The sequence below is a fragment of the Streptomyces sp. NRRL S-378 genome (assembly GCF_000720645.1).
Classification (GTDB): domain Bacteria; phylum Actinomycetota; class Actinomycetes; order Streptomycetales; family Streptomycetaceae; genus Streptomyces.
In genome coordinates this window covers 1-25,543 of record NZ_JOBX01000027.1, presented here as the reverse complement: position 1 = coordinate 25,543, position 25,543 = coordinate 1, and the positions used below count along the sequence as shown (strand labels likewise).

At 74.1% G+C, this 25,543-nt stretch carries 23 protein-coding genes and 1 riboswitch; of the genes, 12 read left to right on the top strand and 11 right to left on the bottom strand.

The window, feature by feature from the left end; translation table 11 throughout:
- Window positions 1-269: 269 nt before the first annotated feature.
- The 7 genes from IH80_RS0119930 to IH80_RS0119900 all read left to right on the top strand — a co-directional run bounded on the left by IH80_RS0119930 (window position 270) and on the right by IH80_RS0119900 (window position 8,760).
- Window positions 270-1,538 carry an inorganic phosphate transporter gene (locus IH80_RS0119930; RefSeq protein WP_030962150.1) on the top strand — a complete coding sequence of 423 codons (1,269 nt, stop codon included), beginning with the start codon at window positions 270-272 and terminating at the stop codon, window positions 1,536-1,538.
- A gap of 32 nt (window positions 1,539-1,570) precedes the next feature.
- Window positions 1,571-1,792 carry a hypothetical protein gene (locus IH80_RS0119925; RefSeq protein WP_030766819.1) on the top strand — a complete coding sequence of 74 codons (222 nt, stop codon included), beginning with the start codon at window positions 1,571-1,573 and terminating at the stop codon, window positions 1,790-1,792.
- 156 nt (window positions 1,793-1,948) lie between these two features.
- Window positions 1,949-2,035, top strand: a riboswitch (cobalamin riboswitch).
- Window positions 2,036-2,093: 58 nt separating this feature from the next.
- A complete protein-coding gene (locus IH80_RS0119920; protein ID WP_030962149.1) occupies window positions 2,094-3,050 on the top strand; it encodes a cobalamin biosynthesis protein in 957 nt (318 codons plus the stop codon).
- Window positions 3,047-4,567 carry a cobyric acid synthase gene (locus IH80_RS0119915; RefSeq protein WP_030962148.1) on the top strand — a complete coding sequence of 507 codons (1,521 nt, stop codon included), beginning with the start codon at window positions 3,047-3,049 and terminating at the stop codon, window positions 4,565-4,567. Before IH80_RS0119920 ends, IH80_RS0119915 begins: the two co-directional genes overlap by 4 nt.
- 52 nt (window positions 4,568-4,619) lie before the next feature.
- Window positions 4,620-6,725, top strand: coding sequence for a putative cobaltochelatase (locus tag IH80_RS0119910; protein ID WP_030962147.1), 2,106 nt, complete (start codon window positions 4,620-4,622; stop codon window positions 6,723-6,725).
- Entirely contained in the window at window positions 6,725-7,324 is a 600-nt protein-coding gene (cobO, locus tag IH80_RS0119905) for a cob(I)yrinic acid a,c-diamide adenosyltransferase (RefSeq protein WP_030962145.1), read from the top strand. Before IH80_RS0119910 ends, cobO begins: the two co-directional genes overlap by 1 nt.
- Window positions 7,325-7,335: 11 nt before the next feature.
- Window positions 7,336-8,760, top strand: coding sequence for a cobyrinate a,c-diamide synthase (locus IH80_RS0119900; RefSeq protein ID WP_051809596.1), 1,425 nt, complete (start codon window positions 7,336-7,338; stop codon window positions 8,758-8,760).
- A gap of 11 nt (window positions 8,761-8,771) precedes the next feature.
- On the opposite strand, the gene IH80_RS0119895 is transcribed toward IH80_RS0119900, so the two are convergent.
- On the bottom strand, window positions 8,772-9,497 hold the full coding sequence (locus IH80_RS0119895; RefSeq protein WP_030962142.1) for a ZIP family metal transporter: 726 nt from the start codon (window positions 9,495-9,497) through the stop codon (window positions 8,772-8,774).
- A gap of 128 nt (window positions 9,498-9,625) precedes the next feature.
- Here IH80_RS0119895 and cobC point away from each other — a divergent pair, with 128 nt between their 5' ends.
- Window positions 9,626-11,047, top strand: a complete 1,422-nt coding sequence (gene cobC / locus IH80_RS0119890; protein ID WP_234432298.1) for an Rv2231c family pyridoxal phosphate-dependent protein CobC — start codon at window positions 9,626-9,628, stop codon at window positions 11,045-11,047.
- Between the two features lie 261 nt (window positions 11,048-11,308).
- Window positions 11,309-12,541 carry a CapA family protein gene (locus IH80_RS0119885; protein ID WP_078906636.1) on the top strand — a complete coding sequence of 411 codons (1,233 nt, stop codon included), beginning with the start codon at window positions 11,309-11,311 and terminating at the stop codon, window positions 12,539-12,541.
- 95 nt (window positions 12,542-12,636) lie between these two features.
- Here IH80_RS0119885 and IH80_RS0119880 read toward each other — a convergent pair whose 3' ends face one another.
- The 10 genes from IH80_RS0119880 to IH80_RS0119835 form a co-directional block, all read right to left on the bottom strand.
- The gene (locus tag IH80_RS0119880; RefSeq protein ID WP_030962138.1) at window positions 12,637-13,581 is read right to left on the bottom strand and encodes an SCO1860 family LAETG-anchored protein; all 945 of its coding nucleotides are present in this window, start codon (window positions 13,579-13,581) and stop codon (window positions 12,637-12,639) included.
- Between the two features lie 200 nt (window positions 13,582-13,781).
- Complete coding sequence (locus IH80_RS0119875; protein ID WP_051809588.1) at window positions 13,782-14,912, bottom strand: amidohydrolase family protein; 1,131 nt, start codon at window positions 14,910-14,912, stop codon at window positions 13,782-13,784.
- Between the two features lie 30 nt (window positions 14,913-14,942).
- A complete protein-coding gene (locus tag IH80_RS0119870) occupies window positions 14,943-16,004 on the bottom strand; it encodes an aminotransferase class V-fold PLP-dependent enzyme (RefSeq protein ID WP_030962135.1) in 1,062 nt (353 codons plus the stop codon).
- A gap of 70 nt (window positions 16,005-16,074) precedes the next feature.
- Complete coding sequence (locus tag IH80_RS0119865) at window positions 16,075-16,779, bottom strand: DsbA family oxidoreductase (protein WP_030962133.1); 705 nt, start codon at window positions 16,777-16,779, stop codon at window positions 16,075-16,077.
- A 160-nt stretch (window positions 16,780-16,939) separates the two neighbouring features.
- A complete protein-coding gene (locus IH80_RS0119860) occupies window positions 16,940-17,416 on the bottom strand; it encodes a GNAT family N-acetyltransferase (RefSeq protein ID WP_030962132.1) in 477 nt (158 codons plus the stop codon).
- A gap of 64 nt (window positions 17,417-17,480) precedes the next feature.
- Window positions 17,481-18,929, bottom strand: a complete 1,449-nt coding sequence (locus IH80_RS0119855) for a peptidoglycan D,D-transpeptidase FtsI family protein (RefSeq protein WP_030962131.1) — start codon at window positions 18,927-18,929, stop codon at window positions 17,481-17,483.
- A 62-nt stretch (window positions 18,930-18,991) separates the two neighbouring features.
- Complete coding sequence (locus IH80_RS0119850) at window positions 18,992-19,675, bottom strand: response regulator transcription factor (RefSeq protein ID WP_030962130.1); 684 nt, start codon at window positions 19,673-19,675, stop codon at window positions 18,992-18,994.
- Window positions 19,672-20,964: a sensor histidine kinase gene (locus tag IH80_RS0119845; RefSeq protein WP_030962129.1), complete on the bottom strand. Its 1,293-nt coding sequence runs from the start codon at window positions 20,962-20,964 to the stop codon at window positions 19,672-19,674. The genes IH80_RS0119850 and IH80_RS0119845 overlap by 4 nt, the downstream gene beginning before the upstream one ends.
- Window positions 20,964-21,947: a hypothetical protein gene (locus tag IH80_RS0119840; protein WP_030962127.1), complete on the bottom strand. Its 984-nt coding sequence runs from the start codon at window positions 21,945-21,947 to the stop codon at window positions 20,964-20,966. Before IH80_RS0119840 ends, IH80_RS0119845 begins: the two co-directional genes overlap by 1 nt.
- 106 nt (window positions 21,948-22,053) lie before the next feature.
- Entirely contained in the window at window positions 22,054-22,836 is a 783-nt protein-coding gene (locus IH80_RS0119835; RefSeq protein ID WP_030962125.1) for an IclR family transcriptional regulator, read from the bottom strand.
- Between the two features lie 137 nt (window positions 22,837-22,973).
- Between IH80_RS0119835 and IH80_RS0119830 the strand changes: the two genes are divergently transcribed.
- From IH80_RS0119830 to IH80_RS0119820, 3 genes are all read left to right on the top strand, one after another.
- Window positions 22,974-24,497, top strand: a complete 1,524-nt coding sequence (locus IH80_RS0119830; RefSeq protein ID WP_030962124.1) for an aldehyde dehydrogenase (NADP(+)) — start codon at window positions 22,974-22,976, stop codon at window positions 24,495-24,497.
- A gap of 175 nt (window positions 24,498-24,672) precedes the next feature.
- Window positions 24,673-24,912: a hypothetical protein gene (locus IH80_RS0119825; protein WP_030962123.1), complete on the top strand. Its 240-nt coding sequence runs from the start codon at window positions 24,673-24,675 to the stop codon at window positions 24,910-24,912.
- Window positions 24,913-24,947: 35 nt separating this feature from the next.
- Window positions 24,948-25,543, top strand: a 596-nt coding sequence (locus IH80_RS0119820; RefSeq protein WP_030962233.1) for a TerD family protein, incomplete at its 3' end; no start/stop codon positions are given.

Here is a 25,543-nt window from a genome sequence, read left to right as displayed (position 1 = left end):
GGAGATCATTCCGGGTCTACGCGGGATGAGTGATCCGGGTCACATTCACAGGTCGGGAAGGGGGGCAACGGACACCTCCGGGGACGTGCGGAGGGGCTCATTCACCCGGCTTTGACGTGCATTAATGTCGAAATCTACGGAAGAATCAGGACGAATGTCCCGATCGCGCCCCGTGCCCGTACACCGCTCCGCCGGAGCCAGTTCACCTTCCGTTCACTCAGGTTGCCTACGTTCGCCGAGCCACTGACGCCAAACAGAAGCCTGGGTAAATGGAGCACATAACGCTTCTCCTCGGGATCGTGATCATCACCGCTCTCGTGTTCGACTTCACGAACGGTTTTCACGACACGGCCAACGCGATGGCCACCACCATCTCGACCGGCGCCCTCAAGCCCAAGACCGCGGTGGCCATGTCCGCCGTGCTCAACCTCGTCGGCGCGTTCATGTCCGTGGAGGTCGCCAAGACGATCTCCAAGGGCCTGGTCAACGAGGAAGGCATCCAGCCAGAGGTGATCTTCGCCGCGCTGGTCGGCGCCATCCTCTGGAACCTCGTCACCTGGTTGGTCGGACTCCCGTCCAGCTCCTCCCACGCCCTGATGGGCGGCCTGATCGGTGCCGCGGTCGCCTCCGCCGGCCTCGGCGCGGTCAACGGCGGCGTCGTCGTGACCAAGGTGCTCATCCCCGCGATCGCCGCCCCGCTGGTGGCCGGCATCGCCGCGTACCTGGCGGCCAAGCTCACCTACAAGCTGGGTGACAAGGTCGGCGAGAAGACCTCCGCGAAGGGGTACCGCGCCGGTCAGATCGCCTCGGCCGGTCTGGTCTCCCTCGCGCACGGCACCAACGACGCGCAGAAGACGATGGGCATCATCACCCTGGCCCTCATCGCCGGCGGCGCCATCGCGCCCGACGCGAACCCGCCGGTCTGGGTCATCGTCTCCGCCGGTGTGGCCATCGCGCTCGGCACCTACCTGGGCGGCTGGCGCATCATCCGCACCATGGGCAGCGGCCTGACCGACCTGCACCCGCAGCAGGGCTTCGCCGCCCAGACCTCGGCCGCGTCCGTCATCCTCGCCTCCTCGAACCTGGGCTTCTCGCTCTCCACCACCCACTCGTGCTCCGGCGCGGTCATGGGTGCGGGCCTGGGCCGCAAGGGCGGTGTGGTCCGCTGGTCCACCGCGACCCGCATGTTCGTCGCCTGGGGCCTGACCCTGCCGGCCGCCGCGCTGGTCTCGGCCGGTGCCGAGCTGGTCATGCGCGCCGGTGACATCGGCATCGCCGCCGTCACCGTCTTCCTGGTGGGCTCCTGCCTGGCCATCTGGCTCATCTCGCGCCGCCAGGTCGTCGACCACACCAACGTCAACGAGGTGGCGCCGGCCGTCACCGAGGAGCCGGGTGTCGTCACCACGGCGATCGCCGCCGTCACCGTCCCGCCGACCGTCGCCGCCGCCGGCACGGCCGCCGCGGTCACGGACGAGGACCTCAAGGCCACCATCCCGGCCGCGACGCAGACCCCGGCGGCTCCGGCCGCCGCGGTCTGACCGAGACAGAGACACACAGAGGAATCGGCAGTATGAAGATCGACTGGGAAGCGCTCGGCTCCGTCTTCGGGGTCAGCCTCTTCGCCACCGTCGCCCTCGTGGCCCTCTTCACCCTGGGCCTGGTGGGCCTGTCCAAGCACGAGGCCGCCACCGAGCAGGGCGGCAGCGCCACCCTGGCCCGCAGCGGCGCGTACCTCTGCTTCGCGCTCGTCGCGGCGGCCGTGACGTACGGCATCTACCTGATCGTCGCCTGATCCCCCGCGACAGCGCGGGCACGGCGTGAAAGCCCCCTCCGGGTTCGTCCCGGAGGGGGCTTTCGCATCTCCGGGCCTGCCGCGCCGCAGGTCAACGGCGAGTTGACGGGCCTTCCGGGTGCGTGGTGGACTGCCCGAGCCAATACGGCGGCATGGAGAGGAAGTCCGGTGCGATTCCGGCGCGGTCCCGCCACTGTCACCGGGGAGCGCACGCCGCGCGTGCGACCCGGGAGCCAGGAACTCTCGCCGCCGGACACGTCGAACCAGGGCGCGGACCCTGAGTGAGGACATACCTGCCACCATGCGTGCCGATCGCGTTTTCGCGTACGGCGCCACGGCGGGCCTGATCGGCGACCGGATCCTCGGTGATCCCCGCCGAGGGCACCCCGTGGCCGCCTTCGGACGAGCCGCCGCCGCAGTCGAGCGCTCCCTGTGGCGTGACGACCGCGCCCGCGGCGTCCTGCACACCCTGCTGTGCGCCGGGGGCGCGGCCGCCGTCGGCGCGCTGGGCGCCCGCGCCGTGCGCTCCCGCCCCGCAGCCGCCCGTATCGCCCTGACCGCCGCCGCCACCTGGGCCGTCGTGGGCGGCACCTCGCTGGGCCGGGAGGCCCGTGCCATCGGCGGCGCGCTCGCCGCCGGCGACGTCGAGGTGGCGCGCGAGCGGCTGCCGCACCTGTGCGGCCGCGACCCGCAGTCCCTGGACGGGCAGCAGATGGCCCGTGCCGTCGTGGAGTCCGTCGCCGAGAACACCTCCGACGCCGTGGTCGGGGCCCTGGTGTGGGGCGCCGTGGCCGGGGTCCCCGGACTGCTGGCCTTCCGTGCCGTCAACACGCTGGACGCGATGGTCGGCCACAAGTCCCCCCGTCACCTGCGCTACGGCTGGGCGTCCGCCCGGCTCGACGACCTCGCCGGCTGGCCCGGCGCCCGGCTGACGGCCCTGGCCGCCGTGGTGGCCGGCCCCGACCGGCGCGGGGCCGTGCGCGCCTGGCGCGCGGACGCCGCCGCGCACCCGAGCCCCAACGCCGGGCCCGTCGAGGCCTCCTTCGCCGGGGCGCTCGGCGTCAGACTGGGCGGAACCCTGGCCTACGGCGGCCGGGTCGAGCACCGGGCCGTGCTGAACGGCGCGGAAGGGCGGCCGGTGGAGGTCGCCGACATCGAGCGGGCGGTACGGCTGTCACGGCGGGTGACGTGGCTGGCCCTGGGCACCTGCGTGGCCGCGCGGCTGCTGGTGGGACGAGTACGAGGGGGACGCGCATGAGCGGCACGAGGCGCGGCGGCGGGCTGCTGGTCGCCGGTACGACATCGGACGCGGGCAAGAGCGTGGTCACGGCGGGCATCTGCCGCTGGCTGGCCCGTCAGGGCGTGAAGGTGGCGCCCTTCAAGGCGCAGAACATGTCGCTGAACTCCTTCGTCACCCGGGAGGGCGCCGAGATCGGTCGCGCCCAGGCGATGCAGGCCCAGGCGGCCCGCGTGGAGCCGACCGCGCTGATGAACCCGGTGCTGCTCAAGCCCGGCAGCGACCGCAGCAGCCAGGTGGTGCTGCTGGGCAAGCCGGTGGGCGAGATGAGCGCCCGCGGCTACCACGGCGGGCGCCAGGAGCAGCTGCTCGGCATCGTCACGGACTGCCTGGAGCAGCTCCGGGGCACGTATGACGCCGTGATCTGCGAGGGGGCGGGCAGTCCGGCCGAGATCAACCTGCGCCGGACCGACATCGTGAACATGGGCATCGCGCGGGCCGCGCGCTTCCCGGTGGTCGTGGTCGGCGACATCGACCGCGGCGGGGTCTTCGCGTCCTTCTTCGGGACGACGGCACTGCTCTCCCCGCAGGACCAGGAGCTGATCGCCGGTTACATGGTCAACAAGTTCCGCGGCGACGTGTCGCTGCTGGAGCCGGGCATGGAGATGCTGCGCGGTCTGACCGGGCGGGCGACCTACGGGGTGCTGCCCTTCCGGCACGGCCTGGGCATCGACGAGGAGGACGGCCTGCGGGTCTCGCTGCGCGGTGCCGTGCGCGAGTCCGTGGTGGCGCCGCCCGTGGGCGAGGACGTGCTGCGGGTCGCAGTCTGCGCGGTGCCGCTGATGTCGAACTTCACGGACGTCGACGCGCTCGCGGCCGAGCCCGGGGTCGTGGTGCGCTTCGTGGACCGCGCCGAGGAACTCGCCGACGCGGACCTGGTCGTCGTACCGGGCACCCGCGGCACGGTGAAGGCCCTGGCGTGGCTGCGCGAACGCGGACTGGCGGACGCGCTGGCGCGGCGGGCCGCCGAGGGCCGGCCGGTCCTGGGCATCTGCGGCGGTTTCCAGGCCCTGGGCGAGCACATCGAGGACGACGTCGAGTCGAAGGCGGGCTCGGTGGAGGGCCTGGGCCTGCTTCCGGTCCGGGTGCGCTTCGCACGGGAGAAGACCCTGGCCCGGCCCACCGGGACCGCGCTCGGCGAGCCGGTCGACGGGTACGAGATCCACCACGGGGTGGCCGAGGTGCTCGGCGGCGACTCCTTCCTGGACGGGTGCCGCGTCGGCGCGGTCTGGGGGACGCACTGGCACGGCTCGCTGGAGTCGGACGGCTTCCGCCGGGCGTTCCTGCGGGAGGTGGCGGCGGCCGCCGGGCGGCGGTTCGTCCCGGCCCCGGACACCTCGTTCGGCGCGCTGCGCGAGGAACAGCTCGACGTACTGGGCGACCTGATCGAGGAACACGCCGACACGCACGCACTGCTGCGCCTGATCGAGACCGGAGCCCCCACCGGCCTGCCGTTCCTCCCGCCGGGCGCCCCGTGACGGGCCGGCCCGCCCGCACGCAGACCCACATCCGCACAGAGAGAGGCAACGCATGAGCACGCCCTATCCGTTCACCGCGGTGGTCGGCCAGACCGACCTGCGGCTGGCGCTGCTGCTGAACGCCGTGAGCCCGGCGGTCGGCGGGGTGCTCGTGCGCGGCGAGAAGGGGACCGCCAAGTCCACCGCCGTACGCGCGCTCTCCGCGCTGCTGCCGCAGGTCGACGTCGTGCCCGGCTGCCGGTTCTCCTGCGCGCCCGCCGCGCCGGACCCGGGCTGCCCCGACGGTCCGCACGAGGCCGGCCCCGGTGGCGCCCGGGCCGCCCGCATGGTGGAGCTGCCCGTCGGCGCCTCCGAGGACCGCCTCGTCGGCGCCCTCGACATCGAACGGGCCCTGGCCGAGGGCGTGAAGGCCTTCGAGCCGGGCCTGCTCGCCGACGCCCACCGAGGGATCCTCTACGTCGACGAGGTCAACCTCCTCCACGACCACCTGATCGACCTGCTGCTCGACGCCGCCGCGATGGGCGCCTCGTACGTGGAGCGCGAGGGCGTCTCCGTCCGGCACGCGGCCCGCTTCCTGCTCGTCGGCACCATGAACCCGGAGGAGGGCGAGCTGCGGCCGCAGCTCCTCGACCGCTTCGGGCTGACCGTGGAGGTGGCCGCCTCCCGCGAGCCCGCCCAGCGGGTGGAGGTCGTCCGCCGCCGGCTCGCCTACGAGGACGACCCCGCGGGCTTCGCCGCCCGCTGGTCGGGGGACGAGAGCGAGGTCCGCGCCCGGGTCGTGGCCGCGCGGGCCCTGCTGCCGCAGGTCCGCCTCGGGGACACCGCGCTGCTGCAGATCGCCGCGACCTGCGCCGGCTTCGAGGTCGACGGCATGCGGGCCGACATCGTGATGGCGCGGACCGCGACCGCGCTGGCCGCCTGGGCCGGACGGACCACCGTGCTGAAGGAGGACGTACGGCAGGCCGCGCTGCTCGCGCTCCCCCACCGGCGGCGCCGCAACCCCTTCGACGCGCCGGGCCTGGACGAGGACAAGCTGGACGAGATCCTCGACCGGTTCCCCGACGAGGACCCGCAGGACGAGCCCGACCCGGAGCCGGATCCCGGCCCCGAGGGTCCCGAGGGCGGCCCGGACGACGACGGGGGCGGCTCCGACGGCGGCGGCGGGGTGCCGCCGCAGGGCGGCGGTGCCCAGGACGCGCAGCCCCCTGCCGAGACCCCCGGCCCCCCGGCGCCGTCCCCCGGGGCGGCCCCGCAGCCCTCCGCCCAGGAGGCCGACGGGCCCGAGCAGGGCGCCGTACGGGCCGACGAGCCGTTCCGCACCAGGATGCTGAGCGTGCCGGGGCTCGGCGAGGGCGCCGCCGGGCGGCGGTCGCGCGCCCGCACCGCCCACGGCCGGACCACCGGCGCCCAGCGCCCCCGTGGCCAGCTCACGAAGCTGCACCTGGCGGCCACCGTGCACGCCGCAGCCCCGCACCAGAAGGCGCGCGGCCGCGCCGGGCGCGGCCTGGTGGTCCGCAAGGACGACCTGCGCCAGGCCACCCGGGAGGGCCGCGAGGGCAACCTCGTCCTCTTCGTGGTCGACGCCTCCGGGTCCATGGCCGCCCGGCAGCGGATGAGCGCGGTCAAGGGCGCCGTGCTGTCGCTGCTCCTGGACGCCTACCAGCGCCGGGACAAGGTCGGCCTGGTCACCTTCCGCGGCGCCGCCGCCGAGCTGGCGCTGCCGCCCACCTCCTCGGTGGACGCGGCCGCCGCCCGGCTGGAGAAGCTGCCCACCGGCGGCCGCACGCCGCTCGCGTCCGGGCTGCTGAAGGCCCATGAGGTGCTGCGGATCGAGCGGCTGCGGGATCCGAGCCGCCGCCCGCTGCTGGTCGTGGTCACCGACGGGCGGGCCACCTCGGCCGGGGCCCTCGGCGGTGACCCGCGCGAGCTGACGACGCGCAGTGCCCGGCTGCTGGCCGCCGACGGGGTCGCGTCAGTCGTCGTGGACTGCGAGTCGGGGCCGGTCCGGCTGGGACTGGCCGGGGCGCTGGCCGCCGACCTGGGCGGACCGGCCGTCACCCTCGACGGGCTGCGGGCCGACTCGCTGGCCGGGCTCGTGAAGGACGTACGTACCGCAGTGACAACTTCCGCTTCCCACACCACCAGGAGGGCCGCGTAATGCCTCAGGGACAGCCGTCCGTCGTTCCGGACGACGGGCTCACCACGCGCCAGCGCCGCAACCGCCCGCTCGTCTTCGTCCACACCGGACCGGGCAAGGGCAAGTCCACGGCGGCCTTCGGGCTGGCGCTGCGCGCCTGGAACCAGGGCTGGCCGATCGGGGTGTTCCAGTTCGTCAAGTCGGCGAAGTGGAAGGTCGGCGAGGAGAACGCGCTGAAGGTGCTCGGCGCCTCCGGCGAGGGCGGCAGCGTCGTCTGGCACAAGATGGGCGAGGGCTGGTCCTGGGTCCAGCGGGACGCGCAGCTCGACAACGAGCAGGCGGCCAAGGAGGGCTGGGAGCAGGTCAAGCGCGATCTGGCCGCCGAGACGCACAAGCTGTACGTGCTCGACGAGTTCGCGTACCCGATGCACTGGGGCTGGATCGACGTCGACGAGGTCATCGAGGTGCTGCGCGGCCGCCCCGGCAGCCAGCACGTGGTGATCACCGGACGCAACGCGCCGGAGAAGCTGGTGGAGTTCGCGGACCTGGTCACCGAGATGACCAAGGTGAAGCACCCGATGGACGCCGGCCAGAAGGGCCAGAAGGGCATCGAGTGGTGACCTCGTTCGACATGCCCCGGCTGGTCGTCGCCGCGCCGTCGTCCGGCAGCGGCAAGACCACCGTGGCCACGGGCCTGATGGCGGCCTTCGCGGAGCGCGGCCTCGCCGTGTCCCCGCACAAGGCCGGGCCCGACTACATCGACCCCGGCTACCACGCGCTGGCCACCGGCCGGCCGGGCCGCAACCTCGACGCCTTCATGTGCGGGCCGGAGCTGGTCGCCCCGCTGTTCGCGCACGGAGCGGCGGGGTGCGACCTGGCCGTGGTCGAGGGCGTGATGGGGCTCTACGACGGGGCCGCGGGCCGAGGCGAGCTGGCGTCGACGGCGCAGGTGGCGAAGGTGCTGCGGGCCCCGGTGGTGCTGGTGGTCGACGCGTCCTCGCAGTCGCGGTCGGTGGCGGCGCTCGTGCACGGCTTCGCGTCCTTCGACCCGCAGGTGCGCCTCGGGGGCGTGATCCTGAACAAGGTCGGCTCCGACCGGCACGAGGTGATGCTGCGGGAGGCCCTGGAGGAGGCGGGGATGCCGGTGCTCGGTGTCCTGCGGCGGGCTCCCCAGGTGGCCACGCCCTCGCGGCACCTGGGACTGGTGCCGGTGGCCGAGCGGCACACCGACGCGCTGGCCGCCGTGGCGGCGCTGGCCGAGCAGGTGCGGGCGGGCTGTGACCTGGACGCGCTGATGGCGCTGGCCCGGACGGCTCCGCCGCTGTCCTGCGAACCGTGGTCGCCGTACCCGGCCTCGCTCGGGTTCGAGGCGGCGGATCCGGTGCGGAGCCCCGGCAGCGGCGCCGCACCGTCCGGCCGGCCCGTCGTCGCCGTCGCCGGCGGGGCCGCGTTCACCTTCTCGTACGCCGAGCACGCGGAACTGCTCGCCGCCGCCGGGGCCGAGGTCGTCACCTTCGACCCGCTCCGGGACGAGGCGCTGCCCGAGGGGACGGCCGGCCTGGTGATCGGCGGTGGCTTCCCCGAGGTGTACGCGCCGGAGCTGTCCGCCAACGAGGCGCTGCGCGGGTCCGTCGCGGCGTTCGCGGCGGCCGGCGGGCCGGTGGCGGCCGAGTGCGCCGGGCTGCTGTACCTGGCGCGGTCGCTGGACGGGAAGCCCATGTGCGGGGTGCTCGACGCGGACGCGCGGATGTCGGAGCGGCTGACCCTGGGGTACCGCGAGGCGGTGGCGGTGTCCGACAGCTCGCTCGCGGCGGCCGGGACCCGGCTGCGCGGGCACGAGTTCCACCGGACGGTGATCGAGCCGGGCGCCGGAGCCGCTCCGGCGTGGGGGTTCACGCACCCGGAGCGCCGGGTCGAGGGCTTCGTCCGGCAGGGGGTGCACGCCAGCTACCTGCACACGCACTGGGCGGCGGAGCCGTCCGTCGCCCGCCGTTTCGCCGCGGCCGCGGCCGCGCGGGCGGCGGCCGTGCGGGATGCCGCGGCAGCACGGCCGTGAACCCCGCCGGCTCACTCCGCGATGCCCACCACGAGCCAGATCCCGGCCACCCCGCCCACCGTGCACATCAGCGTGGACAGGGCGGGGTGCTTGTGGTGCGCCTCGGGCAGGATCTCGGCGGCCGCGAGGTAGAGCAGGAGGCCTCCGAAGAACCCGAGGTACGCGCCGAGAGGTTCCTCCGGAAGGGTGAAGAGCAGAGTGGACGCGGCGCCCACCACCGGGGCGGCCGCGTCCGCGAAGAGCATCATCAGGGCCTTGCGGCGGTCGTTCCCGTAGAGGCTGGTGAGGGTGTAGGTGTTGAACCCGTCGGCGAAGTCGTGGGTGATGACGGCCAGCGCGACGGCCACGCCCATCCCGCCGCCGACCTGGAAGGCCGCGCCGAGCGCCACGCCGTCGGCGAGGCTGTGGCCGACCATCGCGGCGGCCGCGGTGAGCCCGACCTCCGGGACGCGCGCGCCGTTCTCGGCGCCGTGCGCGGCCTGGCGGACGGCCAGCAGCCGCTCGACGACGTGGGCGACGAGGAAGCCGGCCACGAAGAGCAGCAGGGCGAGCGGGACGCCGAAGACCTCGCTGCCCGCCGCGTGCAGCGCCTCGGGGAGCAGGTCGAGGCCGACGACACCGAGCATCAGCCCGCCCGCCAGCCCCAGCACGAGGTGGCGGCGGTCGGTGACGCGCTGCGCCGTCCAACCGCCCAGCAGGGTCATCAGGAACGCGCCCAACGCCACGATCACGGCCATGTGCCCCTGAATACAGACTCCCCGGCCCGCGCGCACGTCCGCGCGCGGACGGCGGGCGTCGCAGTGTTGACGACTGACCGGTGTCCGGTGAAGTGCCGGTGACCGTGACTACGGAGGGAGGCCCCGCGGTGGGCGAGTACACGACGCAGCTGGTGGTCGGGGTCGGCGGGCGGGCGGGCGTGTCCGTCGAGGAGGTCTGCGCGCTGGTCGAGGAGACGCTGCGGGGCGCCGGGCTGGCCGCGGCGGCGGTGACGGCGCTGGCCACGGTGGACTCGAAGACGGGCGAGGCGGGGATCGCCGGGGCGGCGGAACGTTTCGGCGTGCCCGTCGTCGGCTATTCCGCGGACCGGCTGGCCGCCGTCCCCGTACCGCACCCCTCGGAGGCGGCGCGGGCCGCGACCGGCACGCCCTCGGTGGCGGAGGCCGCCGCCCTCGCGGCGGGCGGGGAGCTCCTCGTGCCCAAGCGCCGCTCGCTCTCGGCGACCTGCGCGGTGGCCACGGCGCAGGCCCATGACCTGCGCCATCACGGGGACGCCGAAGTGGTGGACGCGGGCTCCGCCCTGGAGGACCTCGCGGTCAACGTACGGGCGCACACGCCGCCGGAGTGGCTCAAGCAGCGGATCGCCGCCTCCCTCGGGGACCTCGCCGCGTATCCCGACGGGCGCGCCGCCCGCGCGGCGGTGGCGGCCCGGCACGGGCTGCCGGTCGAGCGGGTGCTGCTGACGGCGGGGGCGGCGGAGGCCTTCGTGCTGATCGCGCGGGCCCTGGGCGCCCTACGGCCGGTCGTGGTGCATCCGCAGTTCACCGAGCCGGAGGCCGCCCTGCGCGACGCCGGCCATCGGGTCGAGCGGGTGGTGCTGCGCCCCGAGGAGGGGTTCCGGCTGGATCCGGCGGCCGTGCCGGAGGACGCGGACCTGGTCGTCGTCGGCAATCCGACCAATCCGACGTCCGTCCTGCACCCGGCGGCGACCCTGGCCTCGCTGGCCCGGCCGCACCGGATCCTGGTGGTGGACGAGGCGTTCATGGACGCGGTCCCGGGCGAACGGGAGGCCCTCGCGGGCCGCACCGACCTGCCGGGGCTGGTGGTGCTGCGGAGCCTGACGAAGACGTGGGGCCTGGCGGGGCTGCGGATCGGCTACGTGCTGGCCGAGCCCGGGGTGATCGCGAAGCTGGCGGCGGCGCAGCCGCTGTGGCCGGTGTCGACGCCCGCCCTGGTGGCGGCCGAGGCCTGCGTGGCTCCGGCGGCGCTGGCCGAGGCGGAGGAGGCGGCGCGGCGGATCGCGGTGGACCGGGCGCACCTGCTGGCCGGGCTCGCGGAGTTCGAGGAGGTGACGGTCGTGGGCCGGGCGGAGGGTCCGTTCGTCCTGATCCGGGTGGCGAACGGCGCGGAGGTCCGCACCCGGCTGCGGGCCCTCGGCTTCGCCGTCCGGCGCGGGGACACCTTCCCCGGGCTGGACCGGACCTGGCTCCGGCTGGCGGTGCGCGACCGGGCGACGACGGGCCGGCTGCTGCAGGCCCTGGACCGCGCCCTCGCGCTGACCTCGCGCTGACCGCGCGCCGGCCTCGCGCCGGCCTGGGCCGAGCCTGGGTCCGGCCGGGATCCGGCCGGGATCCGGCCTGGATCCGGCCTGGATCCGGCCTGGGCCCGGCCTGCGTCCGGCCTGGGGGTCGCCTCGCACCCACCCGCCTGACCTGCGTTTTCTCGGGGGCTCCGGTGCCGGGTTCACCCGAACGGCCCCCCTACGATGGCTGCGGGGGCGGGGGCGTTCGAGGATCCCCGCATCGGTGCACGGACAACGGGGGGAACGGGAATGAAGGCATCCGCCGCGACAGGCGCAGCGCTGGCCGGACTGGTGATCGTGGGCGGCGCCCTGTACGCCGTACCGCAGCTGCTCGACGGGGACGACGCACCCGCCGCACGGCAGCGGCTGGGGGCCGGACAGGACCGCGGCGCCACACCCCTGCCGACGGCCGCCGCCGCTCCCGCGGGGCAGCCGTTCACGCTGGTGGCGACCGGGGACATCATCCCGTACCCGTCGATCGTCCAGCGGGCGGGGGACGACGCCGGACGGGCCGGCGAGTACGACTTCCGGAAGATACTCGCCGGGGTCAAACCCCTGGTCTCCGCCGCCGACCTGGCCATATGCCACCACGAGATACCGTACGGGCGCCCCGGCGGCCCCTACACCGGCTATCCCACCTTCAAGGCCCCGCACCAGCTGGCTGACGCCCTCAAGGACGCCGGGTACGACGGGTGTTCCACCGCCTCGAACCACACGCTGGACGACGGCTACGAGGGCCTCGCCCGCACCCTGGACCACCTGGACCGGGTCGGCATCCCGCACGTCGGCTCGGCGCGCAGCGCGGAGGAGGCCAAGGCCCCGGCCCTGCTCTCGGCGGGCGGCGCGAAGGTCGCCCAGCTGTCGTACACCTACGGCACGAACGGCATCCCGCTCCCCCAGGACAAGCCGTGGGCCGTGAACCTGATCGACAAGGACCGGATCGTCGCCGACGCCCGTGCGGCCCGGGCGGGCGGGGCGAACGTCGTGGTGCTCAGCGTCCACTGGGGCACCGAATGGCAGACGGCCCCGGACCAGCAGCAGACGGAGCTGGCGCAGGCCCTGACCGCCTCCCGGTCGGCCGACGGCCTCCCCGACATCGACCTGATCATCGGCACGCACAACCACGTGCCTCAGCCCTACGAGAAGATCAACGGCACCTGGGTGGTCTTCGGCATGGGTGACCAGGTGGCCAGTTTCGTCCCCGCCGACAAGCTGCGCGGCAACCAGTCCTCGGTCCCCCGCTTCACCTTCGCCCCGGCGGCGGACCGGCCGGGCCGCTGGGACGTGGTGAAGGCCGAGTACCTCACCCAGTACTCGGACATGGGCCCGCCGTTCCGCGTCGTCTGCGCCTCCTGCGCGGCCTCGGACGAGACGCTGCCGGCCGCGAAGCGCGGCGAGTACGCCCGGATCGACCGGCAGGTCACCGACGCCGTGATGTCACGCGGCGCGGGTGATCAGGGGCTCACCCACGCCACCCGTTGAGCACTCCCCTCCGATGTGCTCGCCGGGTGGCGGTGGTACCGGACGCGGCCGCGCCGGACTGGGGGCCGGGGCCGGGGCCGGGTCGCCCGGCGGTCCTACTGGGCCCTGCCGCGCCGGGTCAGGAAGAGCGCGCCGCCGCCGAGGGCGAGCAGGGTCAGCGCACCGCCCGTGATGAAGGGGGTGAGCGAACCGCCCCCGGTCTCGGCCAGGTTGGCGTCCGTGGTGCCGCCCGATCCGGTGCCCGCGCCCGTGGCGGCGCCGCCGGTGCCGGTCCCGGTCTGGGTCTTGATGTCGGGCTGCCCGGGCGCCTTCGTCGTCGGGGCCGGGCCCTTCGGGGACTCGCAGTGGGCCTCGGCCAGCACGATTTCGCCGTCCACCTGCGCCACGTTCAGGTTCAGCGGGTTCACCGCCACCTTCAGCCGGAGCGCGGCCGCGGCGGCCGTGGTGGAGGTGGTCTCGGTGCCGGACAGCTCCATGCTGACCATGCCCACTCCGGGGACCTCGACCTTGGTGGGACCGCCTGCCGAGAGGGTGACCTTCTTGCCGAGCGCGGTCACCGTGCCGAGGACGTTGGCGCTGGCCACCGGCTTCTTGCCGGCTTCGCAGACGGCCTTGGAGGTGACCTTCTCCACCTCGATCAGCGAGAGCAGCGGGAGCCCGGGCACGTGCACACGGGCCTTGGCGAGGTTGGCCTCGGCCTCCGCCTTCGTCCTGTCCGCGGTGGCCTTGGAGGTGGCGACGTCCGCGCGCAGCACGCTGACCGGCTTGTTCCCCTCGACCCCGTCCAGGGTCACGGTCAGCGCCGTCTTCTCGGCCGTCGCGGGCGCGCTGACCTCGTTGAGGGTGGCCTTCAGCGGCACGTGCACGGTCTTGTTGAGCAGGCCCACGTCCAGCCCGGTGCGCAGGACGACGGCGCCGGACCTGCCCGCTCCGTCGGCAGGGGTGCCTCCCGTGGCGGAGGCGGGCGGTGCGGTGAGCAGGGCGACCGCCCCCGTGGCGAGCAGAACGGCCGCGGGCATGCGGAAGGTGTTGCTGTTCAAGGTGCTGGAACCCCCGGGGAGTTGGGTGCCGTCGCGCGGCCAATGGGGGACATCGCACGCGCCGACGGCTTCGACCCTGGGAATCCTTACTCAATGTGGGTGACGGGGCAGCTACCTGAGGTCACTTCACCCCAAAGGGTGGTTTCCGTGCTGGGTTTCGATTTGCGGCCCCGCTCACCGCACCGCGTTCGGCACCGTGTTCAGGCCCTGACCCTGCCGTCGACGACCACCCGACGCGGCTGCGCCAGGACCCGTACGTCGGCCCGCGGGTCGGCGTCGTAGACCACCAGGTCCGCCGGTGCGCCCTCGGTGAGGCCCGGCCTGCCCAGCCACTCGCGGGCCGCCCAGGCCGTCGCCGAGAGGGCGTCCAGGGCCGGGATCCCCGCCTTCACCAGCTCGGCGACCTCCGCCGCGACCAGCCCGTGCGGCAGGGAACCCCCGGCGTCGGTGCCGACGTAGACCTGGATGCCCGCGTCGTGGGCGGCCCGGACGGTGTCGTAGCGCCGCTCGTGGAGCCGCCGCATGTGGGCCGACCAGCGCGGGAACTTCGCGTCGCCGCCTGCCGCGAGCTTCGGGAAGGTCGCGATGTTGACGAGGGTGGGGACGATGGCGACCCCGCGTTCCGCGAACAGCGGGATGGTGTCCTCCGTGAGGCCGGTGGCGTGTTCGATGCAGTCGATGCCGGCCTCGACGAGGTCGCGCAGCGAGTCCTCGGCGAAGCAGTGCGCGGTGACCCGGGCGCCCAGGCGGTGCGCCTCGGCGATGGCCGCCTCGACCTCGGCGCGCGGCCAGCAGGCCGTCAGGTCGCCGGCGTCGCGGTCGATCCAGTCGCCGACCAGCTTCACCCAGCCGTCGCCGCGCCGTGCCTCGCGGCCGACGTACTCGACGAGATCGGCCGGCTCGATCTCGTGGGCGTAGTTGCGGATGTAGCGGCGGGTGCGCGCGATGTGCCGGCCCGCCCGGATGATCTTCGGGAGGTCCTCGCGGTCGTCGATCCAGCGGGTGTCCGAGGGCGATCCGGCGTCGCGGATCAGGAGGGTGCCCGCGTCGCGGTCGGTGAGCGCCTGGCGCTCCGCCGTCCCGGCGTCGACCGGCCCATGGGCGTCGAGCCCCACGTGGCAGTGTGCGTCGACCAGCCCGGGCAGGACCCAGCCGGTCACGGTGGTGACCTCGCGCGCGCCGGGCGGGCGCTCGTAGGAGACGCGCCCGCCGACCACCCAGAGCTCGTCGCGGACCTCGTCGGGCCCGATCAGCACCCGCCCCTTCACGTGCAGCACGTCGCCCGGACCGCTCGGACCCCTCACATCGCGCACATCGCTCACATGGCTCATGGCGGCACTGTACGTCCGGCCCCCACCGCGTCAGGAGGCGGAGAGGACGTCCAGCAGCCGGTCCACCTCCGCCTCCGTGTTGTACAGGTGGAACGAGGCCCGCAGCAGGCCCGCTCGGGCCGAGGTGAGGATGCCGGCCGACTCCAGGGCGGGCTGCCGGTCGGCCAGGCCCGGCACGGAGACGATGGCGGCGTCACCGGGTACGGGCTCGTGGCCGAGGCTCGCGAGTCCGGCGCGGTAGCGGGCGGCCAGGGCGGTGTCGTGGGCGTGCACGGCCTCGATGCCGATCCGCTCGATCAGGGCCAGCGAGACCTCTGCCGCGTAGTAGGCGAGGAAGGCCGGGGACTCGTCGAACCGACGCGCGGAGGCGGCCAGTTCGGGCATCGGACCGTAGACGGCGTCCCACATGGACTCCGCCGCCACCCAGCCGGCGTGCAGCGGGGTCAGCGCGTCCTGCGCCTCCCGCGACACGGTCATGAACGAGGCCCCGCGGACGCCGAGCAGCCACTTGAAGCCGACGGCGACCGTGTAGTCGTACGGCGAGGCGTCGAAGGGCAGCCAGCCGGCCGCCTGGGAAGCGTCCACGAGCATCCGGGCCCCGTGTGCGGCGGTCGCCGCACGCACCGCCGCCAGGTCGGCCTTGCGCCCGTTCGCGGACTGGACGGCGCTCAGCGAGACCAGGGCGGTGTCCGGGCCGACGGCCTCGGCGAGGGCCTCCAGCGGCGCGAACCGCACCTTGAGGTCGCCCCGCACCACGAACGGGTTGATCACGGAGGCGAAGTCGCCCTCCGGGCAGAGCACTTCGGCGCCGGAGGGCAGCGAGGCCGCGACGAGGCCGACGTGGGTGGACACGGCGGAGCCTACGGCCACCCGGTCGGCGTCCACCCCGACCAGGCGGGCGAAGGAGGCGCGGGCGCGGTTCACGCGGTCGAAGTCGCCGAATCCGGCGGGGGTCCCGGCCCCTGCCGCCTCGGCCAGCTCCTTCATCGCCACGACGGCGGAGCGCGGGACCACCCCGCACTTGGCGGAGTTGAGGTAGGTGGTGGAGTGGGCGAACTCGGCACGGGTCGCTTCGGCGATCGGAAGGTCCATGCCGTCAACTCTGTGCCAGGAACGACCCAAAGTCCATTGCCGAGTTTTTCTCGCCCACTCCAAGTGATGCTTATGCCTGGACGGCGCACGACCCGTCGGGCTCGCACGCGTCGGCCCCGGCGGCCGGCTCCTCCACCTCACGCCCGGCCCACGCCTGCTCCAGGGCCCGGGTGAACACCTCGGCCGGCTGTCCGCCGGAGATCCCGTAACGGCGGTCGAGGACGAAGAACGGCACGGCGTTCGCACCCAGCTCGGCGGCCTCGCGTTCGTCGGCGCGGACCTCGTCGGCATAGGCGGAGCCGTCGGCGAGGACGGCGCGCGCCTCCGCCTCGTCCAGTCCGGCCTCGACCGCGAGCGCGACCAGCACCTCGGGGTCGAAGACGGAGCGCTCCTCGGCGAAGTTGGCCCGGTAGGCGAGGTCGAGCAGTTCCTCCTGCCGCCCCCTGGCGTCGGCCAGGTGCAGCAGCCGGTGGATGTCGAAGGTGTTGCCGTGGTCGCGCCCGTCGGTCCGGTACGCCAGCCCCTCGGCGCGGGCGCTCGCGGCGACGTGCTCCTCCATGCCGCGCGCCTCGTCGAGGGTGCGGCCGTACTTCTTGGCGAGCATCTCCACGACGGGGGCGGTCACGCCCCTGGGGCCGGCCGGGTCGAGCTCGAAGGACCGGAAGACGACCTCCACCTCGTCACGGTGCGCGAACTCGGCCAGCCCCTTGGTGAAACGGGCCTTGCCGATGTAGCACCAGGGGCAGGCGATGTCGCTCCAGATCTCGACGCGCATGATCCTTCTTCTCTCCGGGGTCACTGGGGGGGACGGTTTGCTGTTCAACCATCAGTGGTGCGAACCATCCGCTCCGCCGTCTCATTCCCCGGACGCCGTGGACGGCGCGGACGGCGCTGACGGCGCTGACGGCTCTGACGACTCTGACGGCGCGGCTGCCTCAGGCGACGTCCAGCCAGAGCGTGCGGTGGCTGCCCGAGGGGGTGCCGGCCGGGTCGGGCAGCCAGCCCTGGGCCGTGTAGAAGGCCTGGGCCCGGAGGTTGTGCTCGTAGACCTCCACGCGCACCCGGCGGACGCCGGCGCGCCGCCAGACCTCCACGCAGGCGGCGTGCAGGGCGCCCCCGGTCCCCCGGCGCCAGTGGACCGGGTCGACGTGCAGCTGGGTGAGGGTGGTCTCGCCGCCCTGCGTGCGGAAGGCGGCGACCCCGGTGAGCACGCCGTCCTCCTCGGCGCACAGAACCCCGCCCTCGGTGGCGTCGCGGGCGACGGCCAGGGTCCAGCCCTCGCGGGTCCGGGCCAGCTCGGCCTCCCCGGCGTAGGCCTCCTCGGGTATGTGGCCCTGGTAATAGGTGGCGCGGGCCCTGGTGTGGAGGGCGGCGATGGCGTCGAGGTCGGCGGGTCGCGCATTCCTGATCATGACGACAGATACGCGCCGGGAACCGCGTCGGTTCCCGGCGCGTCGGGCACGGAGCCCCGCTCGCCTACTTCTTCAGCCAGGCCTGCATCATCTTCTGCGCGATCGGGGCGGCCAGCTTGCCGCCGCCGATCTCGGAGCGGTCGGTGTCGGAGTTCTCGATCACGACGGCCACGGCGATCTGCTTGCCGTTCGCCTTGCCGTACGAGGTGAACCAGGCCAGCGGTGCGAGGCTGTTGTTCACGCCGCGCTGGGCGGTGCCGGTCTTGCCGCCCACCTCTGCGCCCGGCACCTGGGCCGGCTTGCCGCCGCCCTCGGTGGCGACGGTGCGCATGGCGTCCCGGATCATCGAGGCCGTCCGCTCCTTCATGACCTGCTGGGACTTCGGGTCCTTGAAGCTCTCCAGCACGTTGCCGTTGGCGTCGGTGACCTCGGAGACCATGTGCGGGGCGACGAGCTTGCCGCCGTTCTCGATCGCGGCCGTGACCATCGCCATCTGCAGCGGGGTGGCCTGGACGTCGAACTGGCCGATGCCCGTCTGCGCGACCTGGTCGATCGACATCTTCTTGGACGGGTACTTGCTCGGCGGGTTGGTGCGGACCGGGGTGTCGATCTGCGTGTTGAAGCCGAGCTTCTCGGCGGTCGCGCGCATCTTGTCCTGGCCGAGCTTGGAGGCGAGCTCGGCGAACACGTTGTTGCAGGACAGGCGCAGGGCGGTGCGCACCGAGACGTTGTTGCAGGCCGCGGAGCCCGCCTCGCTGGGCAGCGGGGTGCGGGTGCCGGGGATCGTGTACGGGTCGGCGATGCCGGTCTGCTGGTCGATGTCGGTGACCAGGCCGTTCTCGATCGCCGCGGCGAGGGTGACCAGCTTGAAGGTGGAGCCGGGCGCCTGGGGCTTGCGGAGGGCCACGTTCTCCATGGCCTTGCCCTTGTCGGCGGAGAGCGCGTCCCAGGCCTTCTGGTCGTTGGCGCCGGCGATGCTGCCCGGGTCGAAGGAGGGGTTGTTCACGACGGCGAGGATCTCGCCGGTGACGGGGTCGATGGCCACGGCGGCGCCCTGCTTGCCCTGGAGCGCGTCGTAGGCGGCCTTCTGGACGTCCTTGTCGATCGTGGTGAGGACGTTGCCGGGGTCGGCCCGCTTGTTGGTGAGCATGTCCATCACGGTCTTCAGCCTGCTGTCGGAGCCGTTGAGGACGTTCTTGTAGACGCCCTCCAGCATGCTGGTGCCGAAGGCCTGTGAGCTGTAACCGGTGACGGGCGCGTAGAGGGGACCGTCGACGTAGGTCCGCTTGTAGCCGAAGTCCTTGCCCCCCGTCTTCTCCGAGCCGGTGATCGCCTCCCCGCCCACGATGATGTTGCCCAGCGGGTTCTCGTACTGCCCGATGAGATTGCGGCGGTTGTGCTTGTCGTCTGCGAGGGCCTGGCCTTGGTACGCCTGCACCCAGGTGACGCGGACCAGCAGGGCCAGCACCAGGAGCAGACAGAAGACCGACGCACGCCTGATCGTTTTGTTCATCGAACGAAAGGACGCCCCGGCGGCCCCCGGCGTTCCGCTCTGCCCCGATTGTGGCCGAGTTCTCAGCGGTTCTTCATGATGAATCCTCCCTCGTAGGCCGCGATGACCGCCTGGGTGCGATCGCGGGAGCCGGTCTTGGTGAGGACCGACGCGACGTGTGTCTTGACCGTCTGGGGTCCGACCCCGAGCCGTTCGCTCATCTCGTGGTTGGACAGCCCGGTGGCCATCAGACGCAGTACGTCGGCCTCGCGGTCGGTGAGCCTGGCGATCCAGGGGGCGGTGACGGGGGCGGGGGCCGACGCGTGCGTGGCGGCGAGGGAGCGGACGGCGGCCGGGAAGAGCAGCGAGTCGCCGCGGGCGACGAGCCGGACCGCTCCGACCAGCTCGTCGGGATCGGCGCGCTTGAGGAGGAAGCCGACGGCTCCGGCGCGCAGCGCGTCATAGACGTGGGCGTCGTTCTCGAAGGTGGTGACGACCACGATCCGGGGCGGCTCGGCCATGGTGGCCAGGATCTGCTCGGTGGCCCGTATGCCGTCGATCTCGGGCATGCGGACGTCCATCAGCACCACGTCGGGGGCGAGGGAGCGCACCAGCGGGACCGCTTCGGCGCCGGTGGCGGCCTCTCCGACGACCTCCAGGTCCGCCTCGGCCTCGAGGATGGCCCGCAGCGCGGTGCGGACCATCCGCTCGTCGTCGCAGAGCACGATGCGCAGCGGCGGCCGGCCCGCCGGGGCGGCCGTGGTCATCGCTCGCCTCCGGCCAGCGGGAGGACCGCGCGCAGCCGCCACCGGTCCTCGTGCGGGCCCGCCCCGACGCTGCCGCCGAGCAGTGCAGCCCGCTCGGCGCAGCCGCGCAGCCCGCGGCCGCCGGTGGTGCGGGGCTCCCGTCCCTCGGGCCCGGCGGGGGGATTGGTCATGGTGATCTCCAGTTCTCGCGGTGCGGTGTCGTGGCCGGCCCGGACGAGGATCCACAGGTCCACCGGGCCGGCGCCGTGGCGCAGGGCGTTGCTGAGGCCTTCCTGGACGATCCGGTAGGCCTCGCGCGAGGTGATCTCCGGAAGCCGGTGCCAGTCCTCCACGGGCCCGGGGTCCTGGTGTGCGGTGACGACGGCTCCCGCGGCCCGGGTGCGGGCGAGCAGGCCGTCGAGGTCGGCGGCGAGGGTGGGGGCGGGGGCGGCCGCGCCGTCCGGCCGGGCCGGGTCCCCCTCGCGCAGCAGGCCCAGTACGGCGTCCAGCTCGCCCACCGTCCGCCGGGTGGTGTCCTCGATCGCGGCGAGCGCCTCCCGTACGAACTCGGGGTCGCGCTCCAGCATCCGCCGGGCGGCGGCCGCCTGGAGGGTGACGGCGCTGAGCGCGTGTCCGACCGCGTCGTGCAGCTCCCGGGCGAGCCGGTTGCGCACGGCCAGGTCGGCGGCCCGCTCCTCGGCCGCCGCGAGCCGGTCCGCCGCCGTCGGCCCGAGCAGTACGGGCGCCAGCCGGGCCAGCAGCTCCCCCGCTGCGGCCGCGCACAGCGTGAGAGCGGCCAGGAGACCGATCCCGAGGAGGGGCGCCGTGTACGTCTCGACGCCCGTGTTGAACCAGCCGAACCCCAGCCGGACTTCCCGCAGGCCACTGACGAAGGGCAGGACGAGCAGCACCACCGCCATGGGCGGCACCGCCAGGGTCATCCCGCTGACCAGTGCTCCGACCCCCAGGTGCAGGATCCACCAGGCGCAGGCCCGCCCCCGCGCGGCCCAGGTCCGCGCGGGCCCTTCGGCGAGCCGCTCCCCCGGCACCCCGCACATGGCCCGCACGGCGGTCACCGACAGCGGCCGGACCAGCCCGTACACGCCGGTGACGGCGACCAGCGGGAGGGCCGCCGCGTAGGCGGCGAGGCTCAGCGGGAGGGAGGACAGGGCGTTGGCTCCGCCGGCCGCCGAGCCGACCCCCACCGAGGCCAGGAGGAAGTACGGCATCAGCAGGGCACCGCCGAGGATCTGGTGGAGCCATCGCAGCCGGGCCCGCTCACCCAGCAGCCGGCCCGGGCCGTCGCGCATCAGCTCGCGCGTCGGGATATGAGGAACCGGGTGAGGACGGCGGTGGCGAGCGCTCCGGTGACCATCTGGCCAGCGTAGATCAACTGCCCCGCGGTGGACGGCCCTTCACCGCCGTCCACCTGTGGGCCCAGCGAGGCGATCAGCATCCAGGCTCCCCAGGCCAGGGTCGCGGCGGCGCCGACCCAGGTGAGCCCGAGCGGCCACCGTGCCCGCAGCGTCCCGCCCCGGGTCAGGAGCAACGTGCCCGCTCCCGCGGCAAGCGCACATATCGCGTGGGCCACGGAGCCCACGGCACTCTCCACCGCATACGCCTCGGCCCGCTCGGCGCTCAGCCCGGCCGTACCGCCGAAGGCCCAGTAGAGGAAGAGCACCCCCAGGGCCAGGGCGCACGGGACCGCGGCTGCCGCCACCACCCCCGTGGGCGACGGCAGCCGCTCTCCCAGCACGCCCTGCCACCGCCGGCCCCAGCGCTTGCGCGCATAGGGCACGAACAGTCCGGCCAGGGCGAGTCCTTGGACGGTGAATCCCGTGTACACGACGATGAAGACCCAGGAGTCCAGGAAGGACTCCCTCGCGGCCGCCTCGTCCGGGCCGGTCCCGAAGCCCAGGGCCCGCGCGAGCAGCTGACCGGGGAAGCCGAGGAGGATCGGGGTCAGCAGGCCCGTGGCGGTGAACACCGGAACGGTCAGCATCCAGGCGGGCGTTCTCAGCCCCCAGGGTCTGGTGAGCACCAGGACGAGCACGATCACGGCCGCGTCCATGGCGAGCGTGACGGCATTGGCCACGGTGAGGAACGGCCCGGCCTCCAGCAGCACGCTGCCGTCCGGTATCCCGATCCGGCTGCCGGACAGCCAGGCGGCCTTGAGCGCCAGATACGGCACCGTGGCCGCCAGGGCCGCCGCCGCGAGGACGCTCCTCCCGGCCCCCTGCGACGGGGTGGAGGACTGCGGCTCGTACGTCGTGTGAACGCCTCGTGTGGTCATGTCCCCACAGTCGCGTGCACGGCGGCCCGCCACCTCCCCCTCGAAGGGGAACCGCCTCCCCCGTGCGGGGGAGGAACCTCCCGGGCCCGCGGCGCCCCACGCACCGTCACATGCGGCGCGTCACCACCGACAGCCGGTCGCGCGCCTCGAACAGCGCCGCCTTGATGACCTGCTCGTGCCCGGGCGTCAGCCGGGCCACCGGCACCGAGCAGCTCACCGCGTCCCGGGCCGGCGTCCGGTACGGCACGGCCACCCCGAAGCAGCGCAGTCCGAGCGTGTTCTCCTCCCGGTCCACCGCGTACCCCTGCTCCCGTACCAGTTCCAGCTCCTCGATGAGCTGCTCCCGGTCGGTGATGGTGTGCTCGGTGACCGCCTCCAGCCGCCGCGGCAGCAGCGCCCGCACCTCCGCGTCCGAGTGCGTGGCGAGCAGGGCCTTGCCGAGCGCCGTCGAGTGCACGGGCAGCCGCCGTCCGACCCGGGTGAAGGGCCTCAGGTAGTGCTGGGACTGCCGGGTGGCGAGGTACACCACGCTGGTCCCGTCGATCCGGGCCAGGTGGATGGTCTCCGTCGTGTCGTCGGAGAGCCGGTCCAGGGTGGGCCGGGCCGCGGCGACCACCTCGTCGCCGTCGATGTACGAGCTGCCGACCAGCAGGGCCCGTACGCCGATGCCGTACCGCGTGCCCGTCGCGTCGGTCTCCACCCAGCCCAGGTTCACCAGGGTGCGCAGCAGCATGTAGAGGCTGGACTTGGGCAGGGAAAGGTCGTTCTGGATGTCGGCCAGACTGTGCAGCCCCGGCCGCGCCGCGAAGTGCTCCAGCAGCAGGACGGTGCGGACCGCCGATTTGACCGGCGCGGCCTGGGCAGGGATCCCCGGCTCGGTCGTCGTCATACGCCTGCTTCCCCTCTGGTCGCCACTCGTCGGCTCTTGTCACGCGGAGGACCCGGAAATAGAGTCCGCAGCAGATGTGATCATTCATCCACCGGAACCGCGTTCAGAATACTGAACGATCCAGGAGGCAGTGGGCCATGACAACGACACCAGTCTGGAGTGTGGACCCCCGCACCGGGAAGCAGCGCGAACAGGTTGCGGTGGAGGCCACACCCCGTGAGGTGGACGAGGCCGTACGGGCCGCCCACGCCGCCCGCGGACCGCTCGCGGACGCCGCCGTCCGCGCCGCGTTCCTGCGCACCGCCGCTGCGCTGCTCGACGAGGCCGCCGCCCACGTCATCGAGGCCGCCGACGCAGAGACCGCGCTGGGCCCGGGCCGGCTCACCGGCGAACTGGCCCGCACCACCGGCCAGCTGCGCGCCTTCGCCGACGCCGTCGACGAAGGGTCCTACCTCGACATCCGGATCGACCGCGCCGATCCCTCGCTCAGCCCGCCCCGCCCCGAGCTGCGCCGCTACAAGGTGCCGCTTGGCGTGGTCGCGGTCTACGCCGCCTCCAACTTCCCGCTCGCCTTCTCCGTCCCCGGCGGGGACACCGCGAGCGCGCTGGCCGCGGGCTGCCCGGTCGTGGTCAAGGCGCACCCCGACCACCCCGCCACCTCCGAGCTGTGCGGCTCGCTGCTGCGCCGGGCCGCCGCCGCCAACGGGCTCCCGCCCGAAGTGGTGAGCGTGGTCCACGGGTTCGACGCCGGCCTGGAGCTGATCCGCCACCCGCTGGTCGCCGCCGCCGGGTTCACCGGTTCCGTCCGGGGCGGCCGGGCGCTGTTCGACGCCGCCGCCGCCAGGCCGGTGCCCATCCCCTTCCACGGGGAACTGGGCTCCCTCAACCCCGTCGTGGTCACCCCGGCCGCGGCCGCCGAACGCGCCGAGGAGATCGGCTCCGGTCTCGCCGGCTCGATGACCCTCGGCGTCGGCCAGTTCTGCGTGAAGCCCGGCCTGGTCCTGGTGCCCGACGGCGCGGACGGCGACCGGCTCACCGGCGAGCTCACCAAGGCCCTCGGCGAGATCGAGCCCGGGGTGCTCCTCGACCGGCGGATGCGGGAGAACTTCATCTCCGGGGTGCGCGAGCGGGCCGCGCTGCCCGGTGTCGAGGCCCCCGTGACGCCGGGGTCCGGCGGTGAGCACACCGTGGGTGCGGGCTACCTGACCGTGCGGGCCGGGGACCTCCTCGCGGGCGACGGGCACGGCCTCCTCCTGGAGGAGTGCTTCGGCCCGGTCACCGTCGTCGTGCGGTACGGCGGGCAGGCCGAGGCGGGCGCGGTCCTCGGGCTGCTGGGCGGGAACCTGAGCGCCACCCTCCAGCTGTCGGCCGCCGAGGCCGAGGGCGCCCCGGGCCCGGCGGCCGAGCTGATCGGGCAGGTCACGCAGCTGGCGGGGCGGATCGTGGTCAACGGCTGGCCGACGGGGGTCGCGGTGGCCCCGGCCCAGCACCACGGCGGGCCGTACCCGGCCGCGACCTCGCACTCCACCTCGGTGGGCGGCACGGCGATCGAGCGCTGGCTGCGGCCGGTGGCCTACCAGTCGGTGCCGGACGCGCTGCTGCCGGCCGAGCTGCGCGAGGCCAATCCCCTGGGGCTCCCCCGCCGGGTCACGGGCGACTGACCCCCCGGCGGCCGGCGGCCGGCCCCCGGCGGCCGGCCCCCGGGAGCCCGGGCGCACGAGCCACCGCGGCACGAGCACACGAGCCAACGCGCCACGAACCCACGGACATGTGAGCGCGCGAACGCACGCAGAAACCCGTTGCCCGCCCCGCCCCCGGCGGGGCAGGCTGCGGGCCATGCCGAAACCGCACGGGTTCACCTACGACCGACGGAGCGACGGCCACGTCGTCATCACCCACCGGGGCCGCACCGCCGCCACCCTGCGAGGGGGGCGCGCCGCGGCGTTCCTGGCCGAAGTGGAGGCCGGGGATCCACAGCTCGTGATGGCCCGGTGGACCGGCTCCTACAAGTTCGGCAACGAGCGCACCGCGAAGAACCACCCCCGCAACCGGCGCGGAAATATCCCGCGAGGGTAAGGGAACGGCAAAGCCCCTCCGGTCGTTCTCCGGGCATGACCGCTATGACCCCTGGATCCAACCTGCCGCTCAACGCCGTCCGCGTGACGGTCGACGTGGCTGCGCCGGTGCGGCTCGACGTGTCCGCCCTGCTCCTGACGGCGGACGGCAAGGTGCGCTCGGACGCCGACTTCATCTTCTTCAACCAGCCCACCGGGCCCGGTGTCACCTACCGTTCCGGTGGCGGCGCGGCACCGGACTCGGTCACCGTGGACACCGCCTCGGTGCCCCCGGGCATCGAGCGGATCGTGGTCACGGCCAGCCCCGACGCCGCCGGACAGACCTTCCAGGGCATCGAGCCCACCGCCACCGTGCGCAACGCCGACGGCGGCTCGGTGATCGCCTCGTTCACCCCGCCGCAGCTGGCCGGCGAGACGGCGCTCGTCGTCGTCGAGATCTACCAGCGCGGCGGTGTGTGGAAGGTCCGCGCGGTCGGCCAGGGGTATGCGAACGGCCTCGCCGGCATCGCCACCGATTTCGGGGTCAGCGTGGACGAGGAACCGGCTCCCGCGGCAGCCGTCGCCCCGCCCGCGCCCCCGGCGCCCGCGGCACCCCCGGCTCCGCCCGCCCCTCCGGTCCACCAGCCCTCCCC

What these genes read in the sequence shown, in the direction of transcription:
- IH80_RS0119930 (WP_030962150.1), top strand. Translation starts at nt 270, where the DNA reads ATGGAGCACATAACGCTTCTCCTCGGGATCGTGATCATCACCGCTCTC.
- IH80_RS0119925 (WP_030766819.1), top strand. Translation starts at nt 1,571, where the DNA reads ATGAAGATCGACTGGGAAGCGCTCGGCTCCGTCTTCGGGGTCAGCCTC.
- IH80_RS0119920 (WP_030962149.1), top strand. Translation starts at nt 2,094, where the DNA reads ATGCGTGCCGATCGCGTTTTCGCGTACGGCGCCACGGCGGGCCTGATC.
- IH80_RS0119915 (WP_030962148.1), top strand. Translation starts at nt 3,047, where the DNA reads ATGAGCGGCACGAGGCGCGGCGGCGGGCTGCTGGTCGCCGGTACGACA.
- IH80_RS0119910 (WP_030962147.1), top strand. Translation starts at nt 4,620, where the DNA reads ATGAGCACGCCCTATCCGTTCACCGCGGTGGTCGGCCAGACCGACCTG.
- cobO (WP_030962145.1), top strand. Translation starts at nt 6,725, where the DNA reads ATGCCTCAGGGACAGCCGTCCGTCGTTCCGGACGACGGGCTCACCACG.
- IH80_RS0119900 (WP_051809596.1), top strand. Translation starts at nt 7,336, where the DNA reads ATGCCCCGGCTGGTCGTCGCCGCGCCGTCGTCCGGCAGCGGCAAGACC.
- IH80_RS0119895 (WP_030962142.1), bottom strand. Translation starts at nt 9,497, where the DNA reads ATGGCCGTGATCGTGGCGTTGGGCGCGTTCCTGATGACCCTGCTGGGC.
- IH80_RS0119885 (WP_078906636.1), top strand. Translation starts at nt 11,309, where the DNA reads ATGAAGGCATCCGCCGCGACAGGCGCAGCGCTGGCCGGACTGGTGATC.
- IH80_RS0119875 (WP_051809588.1), bottom strand. Translation starts at nt 14,912, where the DNA reads ATGAGCCATGTGAGCGATGTGCGCGATGTGAGGGGTCCGAGCGGTCCG.
- IH80_RS0119870 (WP_030962135.1), bottom strand. Translation starts at nt 16,004, where the DNA reads ATGGACCTTCCGATCGCCGAAGCGACCCGTGCCGAGTTCGCCCACTCC.
- IH80_RS0119865 (WP_030962133.1), bottom strand. Translation starts at nt 16,779, where the DNA reads ATGCGCGTCGAGATCTGGAGCGACATCGCCTGCCCCTGGTGCTACATC.
- IH80_RS0119860 (WP_030962132.1), bottom strand. Translation starts at nt 17,416, where the DNA reads ATGATCAGGAATGCGCGACCCGCCGACCTCGACGCCATCGCCGCCCTC.
- IH80_RS0119855 (WP_030962131.1), bottom strand. Translation starts at nt 18,929, where the DNA reads ATGAACAAAACGATCAGGCGTGCGTCGGTCTTCTGTCTGCTCCTGGTG.
- IH80_RS0119850 (WP_030962130.1), bottom strand. Translation starts at nt 19,675, where the DNA reads ATGACCACGGCCGCCCCGGCGGGCCGGCCGCCGCTGCGCATCGTGCTC.
- IH80_RS0119845 (WP_030962129.1), bottom strand. Translation starts at nt 20,964, where the DNA reads ATGCGCGACGGCCCGGGCCGGCTGCTGGGTGAGCGGGCCCGGCTGCGA.
- IH80_RS0119840 (WP_030962127.1), bottom strand. Translation starts at nt 21,947, where the DNA reads ATGACCACACGAGGCGTTCACACGACGTACGAGCCGCAGTCCTCCACC.
- IH80_RS0119835 (WP_030962125.1), bottom strand. Translation starts at nt 22,836, where the DNA reads ATGACGACGACCGAGCCGGGGATCCCTGCCCAGGCCGCGCCGGTCAAA.
- IH80_RS0119830 (WP_030962124.1), top strand. Translation starts at nt 22,974, where the DNA reads ATGACAACGACACCAGTCTGGAGTGTGGACCCCCGCACCGGGAAGCAG.
- IH80_RS0119825 (WP_030962123.1), top strand. Translation starts at nt 24,673, where the DNA reads ATGCCGAAACCGCACGGGTTCACCTACGACCGACGGAGCGACGGCCAC.